The sequence below is a fragment of the Anaerobium acetethylicum genome (genome assembly GCF_900096945.1).
GTDB lineage: Bacteria > Bacillota > Clostridia > Lachnospirales > Lachnospiraceae > Anaerobium > Anaerobium acetethylicum.
The window spans coordinates 51,327-73,130 of record NZ_FMKA01000013.1 but is presented as its reverse complement, the minus strand read 5'-3'; the positions used below and the strand labels follow the sequence as shown (position 1 = coordinate 73,130).

Sequence of the window (21,804 nt, the reverse complement as noted above, 5' to 3'; positions counted from 1 at the left end):
AAACTTCTGCAAATTCTTGACTGTTGATTTTTTTGTCTTTGTCTATTTCGATTGCAAATTTTAAAATTTTTTAATATTTTAATCATATAGCAAAAATGAAGCTCAAATCCAACATTGTATTAAATAGCAGACTTTATGTAATAAATAGCAGATTTTATGTAAAAATTAGTGAAATTTAAAGCGACCTTCCCGTTTTGTAAACAAGTTTCCCGTCTCGCAAGCGGCCTTTTAATGCTGTTCAGAACATCATACTAAATTTTATTACACATCTGCTTAAGTAAGTAGCAAAGATTTTCTTGGTTATAGCGCGATTGCCTATCAACGTATTTCTTACAGCTTCAGTAATTTGTACTTCTTTAACAATCCACTAATTATCATCACTCGCTACCCCAACACCCCATACATATCATGCCTCACCTCCGCCCTATAATACCCATCCATTGTCACAGCAGCATTATAAAGTGTTGCCAGCAAATATGCCCTAATATTATGCACCTTACACGTATTCTTATCCAAACATTCAAACGCATATTCGACACGTGAGCTGTCCAGTTTCAATAACCGCCCCTTTACAAAATCTTTCGGATAATCAGCCCCGCTAATACGGATCACCTTCCGTTCACCGCATACCACATCCAGCATCAATTCAACAATCTCATCCACCCGGTTGGCATGATATCTCTGACACAGGATTTCATATTCGATGTTTTCTTTGATGATTTTTTTATACACAGCAGTCTCATCCATCTTATCGATCTCGTTTTCCTTTTTCTCTTGATTGATTGATAGATTTTTATTTAACTCTTTATTTAATTCTTTAGTACTTAATTCTTTAGTACTTAATTGTACCGGATTTACCAGTTCAGGTTTTTCCTGTACTGGCTCGTCCTGCACTGGCTTTCCCTGTTCTGGATTGTCGAGTTTAGGTATTTCCAGTTCTGGCTTTTCCTGTTCTGCATCTGCCGAAACAGGCTCTTCCAGAATCGTATATTCGACTATTGTCAGCTGCCCTTTGCTGTTCCTCTTCCGCTCACGAATCAGATATCCCTGATTCTCCAGCTCATTCAAGGCAGCGCCAATTCCATCAACTCCCTCTTTGCAGATAGCCGCCAGGCCTTTTGTGGTGTAATCCCAACTGTCCGGCAGGCTCAGCATCAGCGTAAGGAGTCCTTTCGCCTTAAGTGACAGGTTCTTATTTCTCAAGTGATGGTTTGACATCACCGTATAGTTCTTTGATTTTCCAACTCTGAAAACAGCCATCTCTTTATTCCTCCCTTTCATCCCCAAATACATTTAACCATTCAGTCATCAAGTTCTAGTCCTGAACAATCCCTCCTGGTCTTCCTACCATTACGATATTTTCTTTGCTGTAAATCGCCCGATACACCACTCTGCCCTGGCTGTAGGATGCATCTACCAGCATTCCGTTCCCGCAGTAGATTGCCACATGCCCTATATCCATGAATCGACCATTGCTCCCGAAGCTGTAGAATATCAGGTCTCCTGGTCTCATTTCGTCATAGGAAACTGTGTATCCTTTGTCGGCGCACCATTTTGCCTCCTGGGCTGCAGTATTTGCACCTTCATAGGTCAGATTCACCCCTTGGGCATACCACGAATAGAATGCAAGGGAGCTGCAGTCGTAGAAGCTTCCACTGTCCCTCATTTCCTGGCTATAAGGCAGTCCAAGCTTATCTATGGCAAACAGGACCGCTTCGCTCCCGGCCGCTTCTGCTTCAAGATTTGCCATGAGCGCCTCTCTTTGCTCATATGTCAGTTCCGTAATGCCTCCCCTGCTGCTTCCACCCTGGACTTCTCCAAGTACAGCAAGATTTTCAGGATCCATTAATTCTTCAATCAGCGCTGCTTCGTCTGTATTGAATCCGTAAAGCGGAATCATTTCCCGATATGTCTTCTTCGTGACAGTCACATACTTGACCAACTGCATGATAGGATTCCTCTCCGCATCCAGCTCCATAACCGTCCCGCTTGAGATGCTGTAAGCATTCATGTCTTCAAATACCTTTTTCAGATTGGCTTTTGTGGCATCATTCATGACTGTAGCGGGCTCTCCGATTCCGTATTTCACGAGATAAACTGCCAGCACGTCATAATAATTGTCAGGCGCTGCGGAATCTCCTTCAAAGTTCAGATACACAATCTCGCTTCGGTCATATCCGCTGTAGCTGTTCCTCTCTGACTCCACCTCCCGATGGAATTCGGAGAAATAGGAAGAGAGCACTGTTATTGCTGTGTCGCCTTCTTCAGGGGGTGGAAAAAATATAGCCATTGGTGAATGGTATACGACTGCGATGACGAGGACTGCTGGAAGGCATGCAGCGGCAATCAAAATAAGAAAAATGAAGACCCCGCTGCCAACTTTGGTAGCAAGATACCCTGCCGCCTTTGAAGCCCCTAGGCTTATCAGCGTACTTCCTTTCGTCCCATTGTTTTCTTGTTTTTCTTTCTGCTTCTGCTTATTGATGTGATAATGTATCATCCTGTTCCTGATGCTTCTCTTATAGTTAGTCTTATTCGCCTTAAGGCTTATTCCTGTGCCTGATTCCGTCTTTGCTGTCTCTTTGCCTGATCTCGTTTTGCTCCCTTTCCTGTCTTGAGAATAGCTCGTTTGCTTTTCTCCTGACGTCCTGCCAGTTCTTCCTGCCGAATCCGCTCTCTCCGACCGTTTCGCCTGTTTCTCCCTTGCAGCCCTTTTGCGGAAATTCTTAATGCCGTAACCTGAAACGTGTCTCAGGGGTCTGGATGTAACACCGATAACCGACAGGGCGTCCCGGAGTGTCTCGCTGCCTTCCACCTGCTCTGAAGCAGCCTTTCCAGCTTTCTTCCCAGCTGCTGCCGCAGCCAATGCCGCCTTTCTTTTTATATGGAATCTGGGCCTCTTTTTTCTGTGGATTTCCATCGCTTTTTCTTTGGCTTTCTTTATTTTCATGCTCTCTATCTCCTCGTAAAACACAGGAATACCTTTGCAAAAATGATTCTCACTCCGGCAAAGGCATTCCTGCTTCCTATTTTTATACCGGCTACTCCGCAGACTTCTCGTGCATATTCGTGCTATATAACTTATACAAACTGCATTCCCTTCCTATAGTGTTGTCAAACGGGATTACGACATTTCCATGTTTGATCAGTCCCATCCCGCTCTGGGCGTTCGATACGAACTGGAGCTGCGCTTTGGAGACTCCCATGATTTCTGCCAGCTCCATACTATCCATATTTGACTGCTTCAGAAGCGCTACGAATTCGCTGTTTGCGAGCATTGTCTTGGCCGTGTCGTTCTGGTACAGGTCATCGATATTCTGGGTTATGCCGGTACAGAGGCCACCCTGCTTGCGGACCTTTTTCCAGAGGCCGTGGAGGTATTTTGCAGAATACTCCCTGGCCAATAAGACGTGGAGCTCATCCACATAGAGCCAGGTAGCGCGGCCTTTCTCTGCATTCTCTGTGATGCGGTTTCCGATGTTCTCCATCATGACCAGCATCGTGATTGCAGACAATTCCTTCCCTAAATCCCGGATACCGTAGACGATGAACCTGTTTTGAACGTCTACCGTCGTATGGTTGTTGAAAATATTAAGGGAGCCGTTGATAAAAAGTTCCAGCGTCAGGGCGATATCCTTTGCCTCTGTTTCCGGCTGCTCCATCAGGAGTCTGTAGAAATCCTCCATGACCGGAATCTGTTTTTCGCTGCTTCTGGCTATCTCCTGATAAAGGGTCCTGACACAGCGGTCGATGATGGACTTTTGCCTGGAATTCAGCTCTTTTCTCTGGCACTGTTCGCAGAGCCCTAACATGAACTCGCCTTTTTCCCGGATCCATCCCCTCGAATCATTCAGATCCAGGTTCCATACGTCCATATCCATAGGATTGATATACTGGGTCGTATAGGTGGACATGTTGACGATGGTTCCCCCGAAGGTTTTTGCGATATCGAAATATTCGTTTTGAGGGTCGATGACGATAATGTCGTCCTCCGAACCAAGGAATACTCCTCCCATCTCCTGCTTGCAGAAGAAGGATTTTCCGGAGCCGGATACACCGAATACGAATCCATTCCCGTTGAGGAGCCTTTTTCGGTTTCCGATGTTGATGTTCTTTGATATCTGGTTGATTCCGTAGTAATTGCCGCCTTCCTCATCCAGTTCCTGTACGTTGAAGGGCATCAGTGCAGCCAGGCTCTGGGTAAGCATGGTCCTCATGGTTTCCACCTGCCTGACGCCGATCGGGAGGGCTGTATTCAATGCCTCTCGCTGCTTCAGATAATGTGTGTCTATGATGCAGGAATTGCTCTTGCCGATGGCTTCCACCGTGCCGCAGATTCGTTCCAGCTCTTCCCTGGAACCTGCCATGATTATGATTGTGACGGCTACGTAGAACAGGCACTGGTCGTTTTCCCTGATGTCATCCATGATCACTTCGATTTCCTTTTTCTCCATCCGCTTTGCATAGGATATCTCCGTTGCGAAGTCATTGTTCCTGTTGCGGATGCGCTGCTGCTTGATAATGTCGCTTTCAATCCCCATGTTTTTCTTCTGCAGCACCTTCGTGGTCAGGTCCTTTGGAACCGGAACCACATCGATGCTTGTGATTGAATGGACTGGAATGCCTGCTATCTCGGTCAGAAACTGATCAGACAGGCTGCTCGGATACTTTTTTATAAATAATGCCCTGCAGAACTTCCCCTCATCTTCAAAGCAGTCCTGGCTGAATTTCACCATTCCGTTGCAGAGATCGTTTTTGAAATCGCCTCCCGTTTTCTCGTACTCCCTCATATCAAAGATGAAGCCTGCCTCATTTCCAAGATGATAGTAGTCATAGAGCACCTTGAGCCTTTGATTGCCGTTAAGGGGAATTATGTCCGCTCCCAGCCCGTTGAATTCCTTTCGGATATTCGCCTCTAGAACTGCAAAGCGGGCCTTCGCTTCCTCAAAGTTTTTCCGTTCGATCGTAAGTGTCAGATAGCGCTCCTGCCAGATACCCTGCCTTCCTTCCCTGATTTTTTCCTCGACTATGTCGTTGTAGGCTTTCCGATAGGAGTCGAACTGGTCTCCCCTCTTGTGATACAGCACCTTCTCCCTGAGCTCATCCATGTCCCTGTTCCTGTTATTGATCGTGATTTTGAAATTCACATCCATGGAATTGAGGAACCTGCAGTATCGTTCAAAGATGTCCTCCTGCTCGCCTTCACTGGTCGTCGTGTAGTTGATGTCCTGAAACAGATAGCACTTGGAATAGCGGCTGCCTGCCACCTCGAAGATGCCGTTTTCCGCCACTTTTTTGATTTCAATTGTCTCCTGGATCGATTTCGGCGTTCTATAAAGCGGTTCGTCCGCCCGTTTCAGTTCCCTGAACCTGTCACCAAATATATTCACTTTACCCCTTCCTTTCCGCAGCCGGACTATCCGGCCGCTTTGCAGTATTTTTTCCTTTTTCTAACTGTGATTTTTACCTTTTTGATTTTTTTGATCCTGACGCCTGCAAATTTCTGATGACCTGTTCCCCTTCCGTTGAAACATAGATCAATGTCCAATTGCCAGTCAGAAACCTCATCTTCCTGCCCATCACCTCATAGAATCCCATTCCGTTGTAGGAATAGAATCCGCCAAGGGCAATCGGGGCCACTGCCGGCATGGCAATGTAGGTGCTTGCCGTAAGGCCGATATGGTGGTAGAGGCAGAGCACGACCGTGCCCCCTGCCAGTACCGCTGCGGCCGAAAACACCAGCTGCTTTGCCGTGAGCCCCATTGCCACCGTCTCCTGGTATTTTTCGATGTCCTTGCTGATTTCTATATTCATGCTGCCTCCTGTAATCGATTTTTTTGAGTTATGATGGCTGTTCAGCCAGTTTCACAAGGTGTCCTTATGCTAATTTTGCATAACAATCCTGCAATTTCATTTTCTTCCGTAAGCTTTCGTATACCTATAGCCCCAATGCCCTGCTCGTCAGGTTCTGTGCTCCCTTCACGCTTCCTACCGTCAGTGCCACCGTGAATGCCATTTCGCACAGGTAGATCAGCGTCTTTGTCCAATCTGCATAGTCGCCTGTAAATGCCGGAAGCCCTGCATTGATAAAGGAATTGCATAGCAGGATTGCAAGGGACATGGTCACTGCCTCCAGTACGACCGACAGGAAATATTTCGAATAGGTCAGCGCCGTATGGCTGATGTTCCTGTTTCCGGCCACCGTGGAATAGGCGATGGGGCCCAGCGGCACGATAATCAGTATCTTCAGGAACCGGAAGTAGACCGTGTAAATCATGAAGAAGCCGCAGATTATGATTATGGCTGACAGCATGGTTGCCAGTATCAGAAGAATCAGGCTCTCGCCAAATCCCAGGTTTCTGATGATGTCGGCCTGTACGCTGTCTATGACAAGGCTCTCGTTTGTACCTCCGCCGATCAGATTCACCAGATTCCCGATTGAAGTAAAGAATGCCTTCATGATCGTCACATTATTCGCCACCAGCCATTCCGATATTCCCAGGCGCATGAGCATGCGCAGTATTGTCTCAAACCGCATTTCTTCCCGTACATCCACGCTTTCCGAGCAGAAGCCGACTACGAAAAAGAGAACCACCAGGCTTGAACCGACCGCTACGAAAACTGGCTCAAGCTTATCAACTACCGCCCAGGGCCCTCCGCCTTTGAAATCAACCGGCGACTGGCCGAGCATGGAAAACACCAGTGCAACCTGGCTGTTCCAGAAACCGAATACCGCTTCTAGCAGGGCCAGTATCTTATCTCCAAGTTTCAATGCATCCAACTCTTTCACCTCCTGGCCAGGCCATTACAGCCTGGCATTCTATTGATTCTGTATCGAAGCGGATATCCGCAATCCGCCTGCACTGCCTGCCTGGTAATTTAAAACCCAAGGAACGTGATGACTGATGATATCGCCGCCATCATGATTCCTGCAACAATACCCTTTAGGGCGCTGTTCATGGATGAGGAGTCCTGCTGCTGGTAGGCCTGGGCAAATTCCATGACGTTCTTGGCAAGTATGATGATGCCCACTGCCCCGATGATTGAAATTACCAGGGTCTTCAGGTTTTCCAGTGGCTGCGTCACCGCTGTAGTGCCGGATGCCAATGCGGTCTGGGTAAAGCAGATGGATGCAAGAGCTGCGCATGTTAATGCCTTTCCTATGTTGTTTCTGATTGTCTCCATATGGCGGTTGTTCCGCCCTTCCGTAGCTGTTTTCTTGTTTACCGAAATTCTTTTCATCTGTATTGTCTCCTCCTTATTCTGATTGCTGCTGGCTCATCTGTTCATAAGCCATTCTGATTTTCTCCATGGTTCCTGCAGGGGTCTCCGGATAGAAGTAGCCCAGAATGTCCCCGATTGGCATACCGGCTTCCAGTGCCATACGGACCTCTCTTTTCTGATCCTCTGCATACGCCCAGCGAATCATCCGGCTGGTGATGGAATCGCCTGCATCTTTTTTATCCTGTTCGTTCCTGCCTGCTGCATGCTTTTCCGTATCCTTTCTGCCAAACATACTGAACTGTTCATACTGCATGCTGTCGATGCTGACGTTCTCTCCATTCCTTTTCAGCTGCTCATAATAGGCAAGTGATTTCCTGTTCAGGATCTCATTAGGCGATTCTGCAGCCTTCCCGTCCCTATTTGGCTGATGGATATAGAGCTCTCCCTTCCCATCCGCCGTCTGATGAAATGCCTGATGGGCAAATGGAATATACTTATCATCCAGAATCGGATTGAATCCCCGGATGAAGATCAGGCATTTCCTGTTGTCCAGCTTCCTGGCCTCGTCAGGCGTCAGCAGCTCCCTTCCTAATACATCGAAGTTCCGGCTGCTGCTTCCGTTCCTTCCTTTTGTCTCGCCGCTGCTCCTCTTGTCGATCGTCCCTTTCCCAAGCAGTTCCGAAATATACTTGTGTGTGCTCACCTCATTTCCCCCCAGATAGACCAGCGTGTCGCAGTTCCCCGGGATCGTTTCCCAGGTGTCCTTGAACAGTGCCTTGATCTGGGCAAGGTTCTGGATGATGATTATGGAGCTGATCTCCCTGCTCCTCATGGTGCTCAGAAGGCTGCAGTAGTCATCCGGCAGGGCGACATTCGAGAATTCGTCAAGCATGAATGTCACATGGATCGGAAGCCTTCCCCCGCAGTTGAAGTCCGCCTGGTAATAGAGCTCCTGGAATATCTGGGTGTACAGGATCCCCACGATAAAGTTATAGGACTTGTCCGAATCCGGTATGACGCAGAAAAGAACGGTTTTCGTCTCCCCATCCCCGTTTACCCCGATACCTAGGTCCGCAAGGTTCATCTCGTCCTTTGACAGGATCCGAAGCACCTGCTTATTTTCCAGGAATGCGAGCCTCGAGTTGGCGCTTATGATGATGCTCCGGACCGTATCCCCTGCCCCCCTCATGCACTTGCTATACTGCTTGACCGCCGGATGGTTTGCACCTAAGGTTGAGCGTTCTTCCAGGCGTTTCATCCTGTCGTCCAGCTTTGAAGGCTTTTTGTCATCCTTGATCTCCGCTTCCCCAAGCAGCTTCAGAACGGTTTCGAAATTCCTTTTTTCCGGCGGCTCCTCCATCCATACGTAATAGAAGACAGACTGCAGGAACAGCCCTTCCGCCTTTTCCCAGAAGGGATCCGAAGGGTTGCTCCCCTTCGGCGTGGTGTTTGTTATCAGATTTGTAATCAGCTTTACGATATCTGTTTCTTCCCTGATGTAGCGGAACGGATTGTAGCAGTCCGACTGCTCCATCTCCAGCAGGTTGATGACCTTCAGGCTGTATCCGTTATTTTTGAGCATCTGTCCGCAGCTTCGAAGGATCTATAGCGATAGGTAAGGCTTTGAAGTTATCTCTACCTTTTCCCCCGCTCTACACCGTACGTGAAACTTTCGCTTCATACGGCGTGCCATCGTGTTTTCGTAAATCATAGATTATCTATATTGATTGGTAACCATAGTTACGTCTGATTTTATTCAGTCTATTACGCTTCACTTCCTCTAGTTTCAGCTTCGCTAATTGAATTTTTGCCTCATTGATGTTGTCATTAAATATCAAATTAAAAACTCTTGGCTCTACAAATGCGATATTTCCATGCTTATTTGTTCCACCTTGAATCAATGGCATTTTCCTAAAACATTTCATATCATTGGCATTTAATTTCTGACCTGTTATATAACAATTCCCTTGTTGAACTACAAAAGCTGATATACGATTATCATTGAATTCAACAGATTCATTAGGGTCTCTGCCTCTTGCAAGTGCTTCAAATTCTAATTCTGTAACTTTTTCCAGATTGCTGTGAATTTTCTCTCTTCCTTCATCTGTGTAATTCGTTGTGTCTTGTGAGAAATTCATAGGACTTCTGTGACGTACCGCCGTAATCGGAAGTAATGTCTGTGAACCTATTTTTACAATCTTTGTGTCATCTCTGATTCCAGTTGCTTTTCGCTGAAATTCGATATCTGTTTCCCTAAATGGGACTGTTTTACTGATATCTCTTAGACGTATTCTAATGGTCGGCAAAAGAGCGTAACTCACATCCGTTAAGTTGTTATAAACATTTGTTGCAATACTGTAATAATTCTGTATACCTCTGACCGCTGAATTATAATTCTCTATGGCTATATATGAGGTATGCTTTTGGATGTTAATAATCTTAGCTTTCAGGTTAGTTTTGGCTTTCCTGATTGCCTTGTCGCTCATATCCGTTTTTGCAATAAATCCGTATCTTGTTTTCCCTTTTGGTACAACCTTTATTTTGAACCCTAAATATGTTGACGAGTTTTTCTTCATATTTACTACTTTGGATTTCTCTGGACTAATGTCTAACTTCAACCTTGTTTTCAAGAAATCAGCCGTAGCATAATACCATCTTTGAGCTTCATCGTATGTCCTACACATGATTTTAAAATCATCTGCATATCTAACTATGAATCCATCTTTCAGATTGGTATAGTTCCTTGCATAGGAATAAAAGCTCTTCTTATTCGAAAATCTTTTTGGTTGGTATGTTTCCCATTGGTCACTTACCCACCAATCCAATTCATTCAACACTATCAAAGACAGTAGCGGACTGATAATGCCACCTTGTGGCGTTCCTTTCGTTGGAATTCCTTCTCCCTCTATCTCTGATTTTAGGATTTTGCTGATAATACAAATCAGCCTTTTATCTCTGATACCTAGTGTCCATATCTGTTTCAATAGCTTGCCATGGTCAACATTGTCGAAAAATCCTTTAATATCAACATCAACACAATAGTAATGACGAAACATATTAACCATACTGACAGTTCTGCTGATTGCATGGTCTGCTCCTCTGTTTGAGCGGAATCCATAGGAATGATTATGAAACTTTGGTTCACATATTGGCTCTAACACTTGCAGAATGCATTGTTGAACGAGCCTATCCCATATACACGGAATTCCTAAAGGTCGCTTTTTATCACTACCTGGCTTTGGAATGAACACTCTTCTCACAGAACTTGGCATAAAATCATCTAACATAATTCTAACTGTATCAATGACTTCTTTATCTGTAAGAGTTTTGATATCTTCAATGGTTTTCCCATCAGTTCCAGCAGTATTACTACCACTGTTTGTTTTCAGATTACGATATGCTAAACGAATATTTTCTTCTGAACCGATAATCTCTAGTAACTTATAAAAATTGTTACCGTTTTTGCTAGCTGCGTATAAGGAATCGAACACCTTTTGCATATCATAGTATTCGTTATAACGTAGCTTGGCTTTCTTTAGCATGGTCTGTATCCTCCAATCTAGGAGTGAGTACATCTCTTAGTCTTACACGAACCCATACCAATTCGATTTTGATTTACTAATTACACGACTAGAGGTCTTCCCTCCACCACTTATTATCATGGCTTCATAGGTACCATACCTCCGCTTTCACTGACATAATCTCCCTTATATCACTTGCGTGATTTTCCCGTTTGATACGCTTCACAGAAAGTAAATTCTCCACGTTGTCAGCTTCGAACGTTCCGAACACATTATCTTTACATTTTACCCTTAGGTTTCTTCTATGAGCCTGCTAGCTTGCCATTGCCTATAACAATGCATGGACTTTCATAAAGGCGAAGTCTTACTCACCCACACTAGCGACACTATTTGTGTCACTATGCATTTCTACATAGTCCCGATATAGACCCGTACATTCGAAGATTCGTCAGAAGAGCTTGTCTATTCTCCTCATTCTAACCATAGGTAACTTATAGACCTCCGGCATATCAGACACACCGCCCACCTCTGGGTAGCTTTCGTCAGCCAAACTGTTACGGTGCCTTTCTGCCGACTTCACCGAGCTTCTTACATTTCAATGTTTACTCATATCCATGCAAGTCGGAGGATTAAGGATGCCTTTCAAGGCGTTACCCTGTCATTCGACAATTCATGTGTTCAGTTCTCCAGTTGAACTGAATTTATTTAATAATTCAGCAGAACTGTGCCACTACTTTTCATAGCGGAACGTTCCGCGCCCCCTTTTGGGTCCGTACAGATAAATGAGCATCCGCGGGGCATCTGCATCAGGTTCGGCTTCACCTCGTAGAATGTCTTTCCTGCACCCGACCCGCCGATGATCAGGACATTGTTGTTCAGCTTCGTATTCCTGGTATCCAGGGACATCCTGACATTCCGGCTTAGAATCCGGTTAAAATTCGCATCCTTATCCGCAAGCCTCTTATTGACCTGCTTCACATCGGCAAATGCGGCTGTCCCGTATTCCCTGCCCGGCATAAGGTTCCTCTGGCTGGTGAGATACATGACAATTGCAACGGCATAGATTCCTAATGCAGCTGCCACCGCCTTTCCTGTCCCCACATCCCGGTAATCTGCAAATGGCCTACCACACACGTCATTACATGCTTTTAGGAATGCATTAATGTCCATGCCTTCCTTCCAGGCTCCGTTTGCCAGATAGCCCAGATAGCCGCTCAGTACCGCTCCCATTAAGACAAAGAAAGGCGATGCCTTTTTCTTCTGTATCATGGCATCACCTCGTCTTCGGTTTCGTATTTAGTTTTTCCGCATCGTCCAGTGCCGCCGTTCCGGACGCCCCCTGCATCTTCTCTGGTATTTCCATACCCATTTCGTTTACATGCGCTGCTCTTTCCTTGCCCTTTTCATTTGCAGGATCGTCATGGGCTTTCTGCACTTCTGTATCCATGACCGCCTCTATTATCCTGCTTTTTTCAGAATGGATCTTCTGATTCTTTTCATTCCCGTTGTTCAGGTAATCATCGATGCTTGCTATCCTTCCACCCTTCAGCTTCTGGATCATCATGTTCACCCTTGGGACGCCTTCCGAATGGAAAATGATTTCGCTCATCCCATCCTGCCTGTTGATATCCGGCAGTGCCGCATATAAAATCCCATAGTTCTTTGCCATCCTTTCCACTTTTTTCCTGTCCTCTGTGTTGTACTGGAACACCTGAAGGTCTCCGCCTTTCATAAGCAGTTTCCTTACGGATGTCCTGCCAAGGGTCTTCTCCTGTTCCAGAAGCGTTAACAGAAAATCGACAACTTTCTTCACACCGCCGATTCCTGCGCTCCCTACCTTTATGGCTATCTCTATCCCGTCATACCCGACGCGGATGATCTGCACTGCATCCTGAATCTCAGACATAGTTCTTTCTCCTCCTTTAAATGACTACTTTCTTTTTTATCATCTGTTTGATTTCGCCTGCTCCCTTTTCCCTGATATCATCCACCGATACATCAACGCCGCAGATTTTCAAAGTGGCTGCTATCTTATTGAGCGCCTTCTCCTCTTCGATGCGGTACATCTCAAGGGCCACCAGGAGATTTTCAATCTGGGAGATCCAGACTTCCCTTTTTCCGAGAAGTGTCTCATAGCGGTTCATGAATTCCACATCGTCTTCTTTTGCAATAGACATATTCGCCACAAGGCCTGACACCAGTTCCATATCTCCCGTCTTAAACGCATACTCCGCAACAAAATGCTTTTCCTTTTCGGTAAATTGTCTGCCATCCTTCTCATAAGCCCCAATGACCTTAACTGCTTCGTTTATCATATCCAAATCTATCATCTCTTCCTCCACTATTCCTGCGCTGCATTTTCAAGGACTGCAATCTCGATGATTTCCTTCATCTGATCCACATCCATCCTGTTATTGACAAGTTCCATCAGCTGGCTCTCCGTGAGGCCTTTCTGCATGGCCACGCGTATCTGCACCAGCTGTTCCGGTGATAACTCCTTATTTGCTATGGCCTTTACCAGATCCGGCTTTGATTTCCTCTTAAGGCCTAACGCTGCCGCAAACCCCATTATCCCTGGATTTGATTTTCTGACACTCCGGTCTACAGGAATGTTGTGGACCTGGCCCCCTGTACGTAACATAGCTTCATAGGATACCGGCATTCCGTAATACAGCGGAACAAAAGCCTTATTTCCAGACTGCTGTTCTAATCCGGAAAGCTGTTCCAGCAGCCTGTCATATCTCTCGATGCGGCTGACGATGTCCTCGATGCATGCCATCAGCTTTTCCACATATTCAGGCTGCCCTTCCCCCATATCCTTCAGTTTCTTCATTTCTTCCGGAATCTGATGATCGGTATCCCTCATGGATACCGCACTTGAGCCTGTCTCCTTTTTTACTAATCCTTCCTGCATAATCTACCTCCATTATGAGAGCCGGCTGTTTCACCGGCTGCCCAATCCTTCTGCTTGCTTCTCTCTGGTTTCCATATTCTTTTCTGGTTCTCCTTGATTCTTCCTTTCTGGTTTGCTCTGAATCTTCTGCTTCTCCGGCACGCAGGAAAGTTCCTTCAGAAGCCTTTTCGCAATGGAAAGCTCCTTCCTGATGGCTTTTTCTTTTTCTCTCATCCGGGCAATTTCACCGGAATAGTGGATCTTCAACCTGGTTACTTCTTCGAAACTGTATCCCTGTCCTGACATCTCCTTTTCAATTGCCTCGAACTTCAGATACTCCTCTTTGAAGAAATCATCCCCCGCCCTGAAGCTGGCCGCGGCTTTCTGAAGGCTCTCCGCCTCTTCCATTTTCTCGAACAGGAGCCTGAACTTTGCCCTCTCCCTGTAGAGGCGGCTCCGGTCCCTTGATGCTTCTTTTTTCATGCCGGAAAGGGTTCCGTTTACTGCTTCCAGCCCCTGGATATTACCCACGCCATGCCGGGTTAAAAACAGATACTGCTCCTGCAGCCTTTCGAACTTTCTGATTTCATTCCTGTACTTCCAGGCCCTGCTGTAAGGCCTCTTCTTCAATTTCCCCAGCCGGTACATCCTCGCAAAATAACGCTTCTGTATACCGCTCATCCTGGACTTTTTCAACCGTTTTACCCTGCACCTAATAATGCCTGGCTGACAGCCCTTTCGCGCCGGACGGTAATCCGACAGTGATTCTGCCAGTATCCTCTCCCTGAGCCTTTCCTCCGTATAATTCTCGCCGAGGGATTTCGTCCTTCGGAACCTTGACAGGCCAGCCGGCTGTACTGCCAGATGTTTTCCCTGCTTGATTTCATAGCCTTTCTCCTTCAGCAGATCCAAAAAAGATTCAAAGGACGGAGCCTGCAGGACGCATGCATCCAGGTCGCGCCTGATCATATCTCCCCATACGAACCTGCCATCCTTATAATCGTTCCACTCCCGATAGGTCTCTGTGGGTTGCGCCCTGTCTTCTGATATCTCAACTGTCGAAAGCCCGTATTCTTCACAGAGCCTGTTTGTAACCGGCTGGATGTATTTTGCCCAGTCGCCTTTCTCGTACCGGTATTTCCTGCCGTCCATGAAGCTGACGCTGTTGAAAATGACATGGCCGTGGATGTGGTCCGTATTGTCATGGACGGTGTAAACGGCTTCATACCCATTTCCCAAATACTCCTTCACGAACCGCCCGATAATCTCAAATGCCTGTTCCGGCGTTGTCTCACCTTCTGCAAAGGATATGATCAGATGATAACCCTGCCTCTTATCCGTCTTCCCGAACTCTTTCTTGGTCTCCCTCATCTGCTCGTATGCAAATTCCGGCTGGCAGTTCAACCCTCCCACATAAAGGCCGTTCCCCGTCTTCTCCTTCCTGGTGATATAATCGATTCCCTGCTTCAGATGCTTCCCCGGATTCCCGGTTCCGCAGTCCTTCATATAGAGGATTTTACTGATTGCCATGGATCCTCACCGCCTCCTGAACGGTTACATTGAGTTTCCTCATATAGGCGAACAGCCTGTCCTTGTCCATCTCGCTGTAGAGACTCGAATTGTTGTTGTGGACGATCTGGTTGATGTTGTTCCCGATCCTGTTCACCTCGTTGATAAGCTCCTTATAAGCTTCCCTGATTTCCGGATAATCTTCCGGCTGCTGGCTCAGGATAAACCGGATATATTCCGACTCATTCATCCCCAGGGCAGCCGACTTCTCAGCAAGCAGCTTTGCATCCGATTCCTTGAACCTGAAGTCCTTTACCACGCTTTTTCCTTTGCGCCCCATCTATCTCACCCCTGTCTTCCGTTTCCAATCTGACTGCCGGCTCCGCTCCGATGGTCTTTCAAAAGGTCTGAATTCCTTTGGCTCCCTCCTTATCTGCTTCTTTTATCCGTGCTTGCTGGTATTTTTTCCCTTAACGTAGTGGACATTTTGAATTTAAGATATCCTTTGCCAGATACGCAGAATGTATATACATCTGCCACCGGTTAGGGGAGGCCCCTAATACCCCTTCTTCCGCACCAGCCTGCTGCTTTTCATGCCGGATTTGCTCCGTGGTATCAATTTTTCATACCAAATTGGTATTCTGACATTAACATTTCATACCACAGAGCCTTCCGGCCGCATTATCTCTTTCTCCTGTTTCCAAAACCCCATTTTTCTGTCCTTCGCGGTATCACTTTTTCATACCATCCGTATCCCATGGTATGACATTCTGATACCATGACTTAAACCGACAATTAAAATGTACCCATAGATGTGGACACGGTTTTCATACCTGGCAATGCTTATCTGGAACTGTCTCTGGCTTTTGTTCTGGAAGCAGACTTCAATGCCGCCAGCCATTCGTTATAATCCTTGTACCCCGGCGGCGCCGGGCAGTCCAGAACCTCATATCCGCGATCCTGGTACTTTCTCATGATCTCAGCAGAGGCCTTTCTTCCGGGCTCGTCATTATCAAGGCAGAGCCTGATTTTCCGTATCTGCCCGTGCTCCCTTAAAAAAGTCTCCATCGGGGCATCGGCAAGCATTCCCAGTGCAACCTTGTTCGTTTCAATGTCACTGTTCATATCTGCATAACTCATCAGATCGATGGCTGCCTCAAAAACAATCAGCTCATCACTCTCCCCGTTTGCCGTGTTGAATCCGTAATGCTTGTCATTGCCCGCCACATCGCACTTGAAGCCTTTCCCATCTCTGTCAAATACCCCGCGCATGCTTGCGAACCTCGTAACGCCTTCCTTATCCTTTCCCTTGAAGACAACATTGTGATAATCCCTTGATTCGTAAATCAGGTCCGCCTTCAAAAAGAACTCGATTACGCTTAGGTCGATGCTGCGTTTCTCATTCAGGTACCGGGAAAGACAGGCATTGTCAGCCGCTGGTTCCGGTAGGACGAACGGTTTCCTCTCCTCCTTTTTCTTTTCTGATGCCTGATTTTTCAGCATCTTTTGCCCCAGATTGCCACGGCCGGCCCTCAGACAACCCGAGAAATTCAGAAGCCAGTATACCGCCTCCTTTACATCCATGCCGGCAAACACCCTCAGAAAATCAATCTGTGATCCGCCGTTCTCCCCTTTCGCATACTGCCTGCTCCAGCGGAACCAGTTCGTACAGTCATAGATCCTGATGGAATCCATTTCCTGCAGGGTATGATACCTTCCGATCCGCTTCACCGTGTAGCCGAGGCTTCTTGCAACCTCGCATAAGTCCACGGATTTTGCAGCTGCCAGTTCTTCCTCCGTAAACCTCTCCACCCAGTCACCTTGCCTTTCCTTTCACTTCCCGGACTTCCGCCGCCATCATTGACTCAAACTGCAGTGCCTCGTAGTTGCTGCTATAAAGGATTCCCGGATTCGCCATCATCTGCTTTTCCTTGAAGCTGAAATATCTGCTGTTATCGCCTCCGACGATAATATGGTCAAGAAGCGGAATCCCCAGCATTGACGTCAGCCTGATCATACGGTCCGTCAGCCGGGTATCCGCCTTTGAAGGCTCCAGATTTCCGGACGGATGATTATGGACCAGGATGATACTAGCTGCATTCGAAAGTATCGAGGCCTTGAATAATTCCCTGGGTTCTGCCATCGCCTGGTTGAGGGACCCTATGCTGGCGAGGTGGCAGTTGATCGGCGTATTGTCCGATTTCAGATTGACGACGGCGAGTACCTCCCTGTCCATTTCACAGAGAAGATCCCCGATCACTATGGCAGCTGACTGGGGATCCATTATTTTAATATCCGAGTATACGGGGGCATCCTTCACAAGCCTGACCGATACCACGTTCAGTTTAAAGAGCTTCCTCGGCATCCTCCTCATCCTCCTCTGCAAATTCCACATGAATAATGTATTCGTCGTCCTCCTGCTTTGAAAGGAGCTCAATCAGCTCCTTTACCGTCATTACCGTCTTCTCCATCCAAACGCCTCCTATCTCGACTGCTCCCTGTTATCATAAATCAGTTTCGCTTCGGCACAGATCCCGTCCAGCCTCTTGTTCGGCGTGTCGGTGGCCATGGTAAGCTTCCTCAGATCCTTGTCGTAATGATAGACCTGATTCGAGAGCCTTTCCTCCAGCGATACCTGGTCCATATTGATTTCATTTACCATCCTGGCAAGGTCATTCGGGTCGCCCGTACCTGCAGATACCGCGATGCATTCGTGGAGGCTGGAGGGCAGGATATACAGGTCAGTATCCAGCTTCTTAGCAAGCTTATGGAGTTCATCCTCATAAAGTATGCTTGCCGCCCCGTTGATTCCCCTGTCATTCGAAATGACATACATCATCTCGTCCTCCGGCATGTCACCGAACATCAGCTCAACCAATTCTTCCGGCTGGCCTTCGGACTTCATCATATCCATCAGCACATCCGTCATGGATCTTACGGTTGGCGGGAACAGCTCCTTCGTATTGACGAACGCCACCTGATAAAGCATCTCCTCCGTCATGCTAAGCTTTTCTGCCAGGCCGTTATTGACGACGCTGCTCGAAATGCCGTCGTCCTGTCTGTCCATCACCCAGCGGTAGATAATGGAAAGGTCCTGAAAATCCCTGTGTGGCAGATGCTCAAGCATTTCCCTGTTCTGCTCGGTATTAATCAGCACCATGATGATGTTGTCCCTTGCGGAATCAAAGTCCACCTTCGGCCTCAGCTCGGGCGCTTCATGGAACGCCTCCACCATGGCATCCGCGGCTTCCTGCAGCACCTTCGGCAGATCTTCACATTCCTGATAGCGCTCATACATGTTGTTGATGTAGAAAGTAGGTGCCATGCTCCATTCTTCATCACCGTCAGGGACAAGACTCAGACTGTCAAGCGTCTGGTTCACCTTCACAACCGGGCGTGTGTTCAGGGTATAATCCTGAAACTCTGCCGGCATGAAACCCTTGAATCTCTCAGTTACTGCTTCTTTGAATAATTCATAGTTCATCATAATTTTTCCTCCGTTTGGTATGTTTTTTGATAAGCGGCAAACAAAAAAAGACTCCTCACTAAGGCGGAATCTTTCGTCGGTATGGTATCTTTACCATAATGCTCCTTTCCACCTGTCGTGATGAAGTCTCTTCATCTTCAGGATATATAAAAGCCGCAAGAAAAAAATCTGCGGCTTCATGTTTTTCTTTATTCAATTATCTTACACATAACATCGAATGATCAGTTTTGATACTTTTTCAATCTTTTATTGATACACCAAAGGATGGCGCCAACATAAGGTTTATATTCCCCTTGTGCATCCTTTGCTTCATACATAACTCTTAATCGACGTAGTAAGTTTTCTGCACTCTCACCCGGTTTCAAGCGGCTTAACCTCTTTACGATTGCATCAATTGCGGCTTTTCTATTTGATTTCAGATATGTATTTTCACAATTCAAATTTAAAATATGGTTCAAATCATTATTAAAATCATTATTTGAAGACAATATCGTTCCATCAGTCTTGTTAAAAAATGTTCTAATATCACTTTGATGCAAAGGATTAATCCTCAGAATCTCTTGTCCTTTTCTTGTATCACAAATCTGATATTCTCTTTTCTGACCCTCGTTACCATTGCAGACTGCGAATAGATTTCTGTAGACCAGTTCATTTGATGCATTTCTCGCTTCATAATGTTCTATTTTAACAGCATCATCTTCTTTTATTCTGCTCATGCAATATGCGCAAATATAACCCTGTTCATTCAACAATGACTTACGCAATTCACTTTTTACATCTCCTGGCATATCGTCAAATCTTGCGAAATTACTATTATGGTATCTGCGGAATGCATCAGGCTCGCTATTTTTACTAATATGAATCATAATATTTTCACTATACCTCCTGCACATCCAGGTAAACCTGCGCTTGTACTACTTCCGAATCCAAATCTCCCAGAATAGTTTTCATGTTATCCAACAGTTTTTTTGCCTGTTCTATATCATCCTCATCAATTGCATCATAAAATTTCTTAATCATTTCTGAGACCTCTTTAGGTCTGACATCTGCATACATAATTTCTCGCAATATTGCCGAAACATCTCTTCCATAGGTTGTATTTTGAGGCAAATGAACCTCATAATTATCCAAAATCAAAATATGTTCTTTGGGTACATTTGCAATAACAGATGGCGAATGTGTTGTAACTACAAACTGAACATTCGGGAATGTGCTTACTAAATCAGAAACTATCTTTTTCTGCCATGCTGGATGAAGATGTATATCAACTTCATCAATTAAAACAACCCCTGGCGTCTGTAGTACATTATCAAACAAGTGTGGATTCAGCATTGCCATTCGGTAAGCTATATCAGCAATCATACTTACAGCACCTTTTATTCCATCACTTAATGATTTCATTGGTAATTTTTCCTTAATTCCATTCTTTTTGAATATCAATATTTCTATTTCATTACTTTTTACATCAAACGAAAATTTAGCATCCAGAATATTTTCATCAGAACTCATAAAGCACTGTTTCATGGCCTTCTTTACAGCTTCTAATTCAGGTACCATTTCTCCATCTTGCAGTTGAATATATGTCATTTTTTCAAACCATTTCATCATCAACTTTTCATTTGAAGCAACATCTAAACAATCTATATAACCAGATATTCTACTTGTTTCTGTTTTCTTATTTTTCCCTATTATAATTCTTTTTTCCTTTTTCTGCATCCATAATATTCCGGTTCCGTAATATGCAATAATAGGAAGTATACAATTTTTATCCCCAGCTCTCACCTTACTCTGCAGCTGTTGCGCATATGCTATTATATTTTTTGCATCCCCGTAAGTAGTTCTTCTACCCTCACCATTAAGAGTACGTTTCCATGACATTTCCTGGTTATCAACATTCGCATCAACGTACACTTCTACCGGATACTGCCCCTGCCGCTCTATATTGCTTCCCATTTCATACATTTTATAATGCGCATCATCTGCATGAATTCCATTTGCTTTGATTTTATCATATCCAGTTAAATAACTACCCAATGCAATAGAAATCGAATCTAGTATTGAAGACTTTCCGGAACCATTTATACCAATCAATACAGTATAATCTGATTGTAATGAAATATTCAAATTTTCAAAACACCGAAAATTTTTGATCTTCAAATTATTAATTTTCATTTTATTACCTCTTTCTCATAATTATCCCATTCAGCTAAAATCATGTGAACAGCTTCCTATTTCAGCCAATCATTTCTACGTCCTTCAGAATGACAATTGATGCACACAAATTTCAAAACCAGCATAAAAACACCTCTAGAGACTAAATGACCGAATAATCACCATTAATTTACATAAATGTTAGTTCTTATATTCTAACACTTCATTTCTATAATACCAAACTCATTTTTATACTTTTTCATTTTTTAGTCGTAAAATCATTGTGAATACGAGCGAAGTATCCAAACCATATAATTAGCATTTTAATTCTCGAGTTTATCTTTTAAATAATGTAATACTTTTAAATCAAAAGCTGCCATTTCGGCAGCTTTTGATTCATTACACTTGCTTATACATGCATCTTTTATTCAGGCACTCCTGCTCTCACAAAGATAAGAAAAACTCTGGCAACCAGGCTGAATACGAGAAGCGCCAGCTTCAATACTTCCAGAATCAGCTTAAGCAGAAATAGAACAGTAAATGCAGTTCCTTTGCAAATCATCCCAATGAGCCATAGAAATTTTTTTATTATTTCTCTCATAATGCTCTCCTCCTATTCGTTGTACCAGCTATTCATCATATCCAGAATTCCTGGATTCGTTATGCCGTTTTCCTTTTCTGCCTCTTCCTGTTTCGTCTCTTTCATTTCTTCTCCGGTTCCAGCAATGGCCTCCTGCCATCCCATAACAGGTGCATCACGAAAGAAATTGCCGAGAACTCTCATCACTGCATTTTCTGTTGTCTCACGAATCTCAACAAGAAATTCTTTTTCATTACGGGCATCAGGTTTTACTGTCTTCCCATTCACATAGGCGTCTATGGCATCTATTATGAACTGGTTTTTCGACCTAAAGATATCGGGATCCAGATTTGAAAGAGCCTCCTTTACTCTGCAGTGCTGCTCATTGTCGAGGTTGAACCTCACTGATATCGCCGTAACTCTGCCACGTGCCATATTG

20 protein-coding genes and 2 pseudogenes are annotated in these 21,804 nt (G+C 45.2%); all 22 read right to left on the bottom strand.

The features are described 5' to 3' along the window. Positions 1–384: 384 nt before the first annotated feature. The 22 genes and pseudogenes from BJR36_RS11210 to BJR36_RS11115 all read right to left on the bottom strand — a co-directional run bounded on the left by BJR36_RS11210 (position 385) and on the right by BJR36_RS11115 (position 21,800). Positions 385–1,260 (bottom strand): DUF6017 domain-containing protein, encoded by an 876-nt coding sequence (locus tag BJR36_RS11210; protein ID WP_091234184.1) that lies wholly within the window; start codon positions 1,258–1,260, stop codon positions 385–387. A gap of 55 nt (positions 1,261–1,315) precedes the next feature. Continuing rightward, complete coding sequence (locus tag BJR36_RS11205; RefSeq protein WP_091234181.1) at positions 1,316–2,950, bottom strand: NlpC/P60 family protein; 1,635 nt, start codon at positions 2,948–2,950, stop codon at positions 1,316–1,318. A 91-nt stretch (positions 2,951–3,041) separates the two neighbouring features. Next, positions 3,042–5,390, bottom strand: a complete 2,349-nt coding sequence (locus BJR36_RS11200) for a VirB4-like conjugal transfer ATPase, CD1110 family (protein WP_091234178.1) — start codon at positions 5,388–5,390, stop codon at positions 3,042–3,044. Positions 5,391–5,463: 73 nt separating this feature from the next. Beyond that, positions 5,464–5,814, bottom strand: a complete 351-nt coding sequence (locus BJR36_RS11195; RefSeq protein ID WP_091234176.1) for a PrgI family protein — start codon at positions 5,812–5,814, stop codon at positions 5,464–5,466. A gap of 124 nt (positions 5,815–5,938) precedes the next feature. Beyond that, on the bottom strand, positions 5,939–6,781 hold the full coding sequence (locus BJR36_RS11190) for a VirB6/TrbL-like conjugal transfer protein, CD1112 family (RefSeq protein ID WP_091234174.1): 843 nt from the start codon (positions 6,779–6,781) through the stop codon (positions 5,939–5,941). A 98-nt stretch (positions 6,782–6,879) separates the two neighbouring features. Then, positions 6,880–7,242: a hypothetical protein gene (locus BJR36_RS11185; protein WP_091234171.1), complete on the bottom strand. Its 363-nt coding sequence runs from the start codon at positions 7,240–7,242 to the stop codon at positions 6,880–6,882. 16 nt (positions 7,243–7,258) lie between these two features. Further along, a pseudogene (locus tag BJR36_RS11180) lies at positions 7,259–8,827 on the bottom strand (VirD4-like conjugal transfer protein, CD1115 family); the annotation flags it as partial. 115 nt (positions 8,828–8,942) lie between these two features. Further along, positions 8,943–10,766 carry a group II intron reverse transcriptase/maturase gene (gene ltrA / locus BJR36_RS11175; protein WP_091234166.1) on the bottom strand — a complete coding sequence of 608 codons (1,824 nt, stop codon included), beginning with the start codon at positions 10,764–10,766 and terminating at the stop codon, positions 8,943–8,945. A gap of 690 nt (positions 10,767–11,456) precedes the next feature. Further along, positions 11,457–12,014, bottom strand: a pseudogene (locus tag BJR36_RS11170) (VirD4-like conjugal transfer protein, CD1115 family); the annotation flags it as partial. Positions 12,015–12,018: 4 nt separating this feature from the next. Beyond that, positions 12,019–12,651 carry a PcfB family protein gene (locus BJR36_RS11165; protein ID WP_091234161.1) on the bottom strand — a complete coding sequence of 211 codons (633 nt, stop codon included), beginning with the start codon at positions 12,649–12,651 and terminating at the stop codon, positions 12,019–12,021. A 16-nt stretch (positions 12,652–12,667) separates the two neighbouring features. Then, a complete protein-coding gene (locus BJR36_RS11160; protein WP_091234158.1) occupies positions 12,668–13,075 on the bottom strand; it encodes a hypothetical protein in 408 nt (135 codons plus the stop codon). Between the two features lie 11 nt (positions 13,076–13,086). After that, complete coding sequence (locus BJR36_RS11155; RefSeq protein WP_091234155.1) at positions 13,087–13,659, bottom strand: hypothetical protein; 573 nt, start codon at positions 13,657–13,659, stop codon at positions 13,087–13,089. A gap of 30 nt (positions 13,660–13,689) precedes the next feature. Further along, positions 13,690–15,168, bottom strand: a complete 1,479-nt coding sequence (locus BJR36_RS11150; RefSeq protein ID WP_091234152.1) for a relaxase/mobilization nuclease domain-containing protein — start codon at positions 15,166–15,168, stop codon at positions 13,690–13,692. Further along, complete coding sequence (mobC, locus tag BJR36_RS11145) at positions 15,155–15,487, bottom strand: plasmid mobilization protein (protein ID WP_091234150.1); 333 nt, start codon at positions 15,485–15,487, stop codon at positions 15,155–15,157. The genes BJR36_RS11150 and mobC overlap by 14 nt, the downstream gene beginning before the upstream one ends. Positions 15,488–15,990: 503 nt before the next feature. Then, a complete protein-coding gene (locus BJR36_RS11140; protein WP_091234147.1) occupies positions 15,991–16,959 on the bottom strand; it encodes a DUF3991 and TOPRIM domain-containing protein in 969 nt (322 codons plus the stop codon). A gap of 4 nt (positions 16,960–16,963) precedes the next feature. Beyond that, positions 16,964–17,512 carry a JAB domain-containing protein gene (locus tag BJR36_RS11135; RefSeq protein WP_091234145.1) on the bottom strand — a complete coding sequence of 183 codons (549 nt, stop codon included), beginning with the start codon at positions 17,510–17,512 and terminating at the stop codon, positions 16,964–16,966. Beyond that, positions 17,493–17,618 (bottom strand): hypothetical protein, encoded by a 126-nt coding sequence (locus BJR36_RS20895; protein WP_278276586.1) that lies wholly within the window; start codon positions 17,616–17,618, stop codon positions 17,493–17,495. The genes BJR36_RS11135 and BJR36_RS20895 overlap by 20 nt, the downstream gene beginning before the upstream one ends. Before the next feature lie 11 nt (positions 17,619–17,629). Continuing rightward, complete coding sequence (locus BJR36_RS11130; protein ID WP_091234143.1) at positions 17,630–18,634, bottom strand: DUF5688 family protein; 1,005 nt, start codon at positions 18,632–18,634, stop codon at positions 17,630–17,632. Positions 18,635–18,855: 221 nt separating this feature from the next. Further along, positions 18,856–19,500 carry an HNH endonuclease family protein gene (locus BJR36_RS11125; RefSeq protein ID WP_091234140.1) on the bottom strand — a complete coding sequence of 215 codons (645 nt, stop codon included), beginning with the start codon at positions 19,498–19,500 and terminating at the stop codon, positions 18,856–18,858. 10 nt (positions 19,501–19,510) lie between these two features. Then, a complete protein-coding gene (locus tag BJR36_RS11120; RefSeq protein WP_091234137.1) occupies positions 19,511–20,806 on the bottom strand; it encodes an AAA family ATPase in 1,296 nt (431 codons plus the stop codon). Between the two features lie 403 nt (positions 20,807–21,209). Beyond that, the gene (locus BJR36_RS20315) at positions 21,210–21,386 is read right to left on the bottom strand and encodes a hypothetical protein (RefSeq protein WP_169823667.1); all 177 of its coding nucleotides are present in this window, start codon (positions 21,384–21,386) and stop codon (positions 21,210–21,212) included. Positions 21,387–21,398: 12 nt separating this feature from the next. After that, a complete protein-coding gene (locus BJR36_RS11115) occupies positions 21,399–21,800 on the bottom strand; it encodes a hypothetical protein (protein ID WP_091234134.1) in 402 nt (133 codons plus the stop codon). Positions 21,801–21,804: the final 4 nt, after the last annotated feature.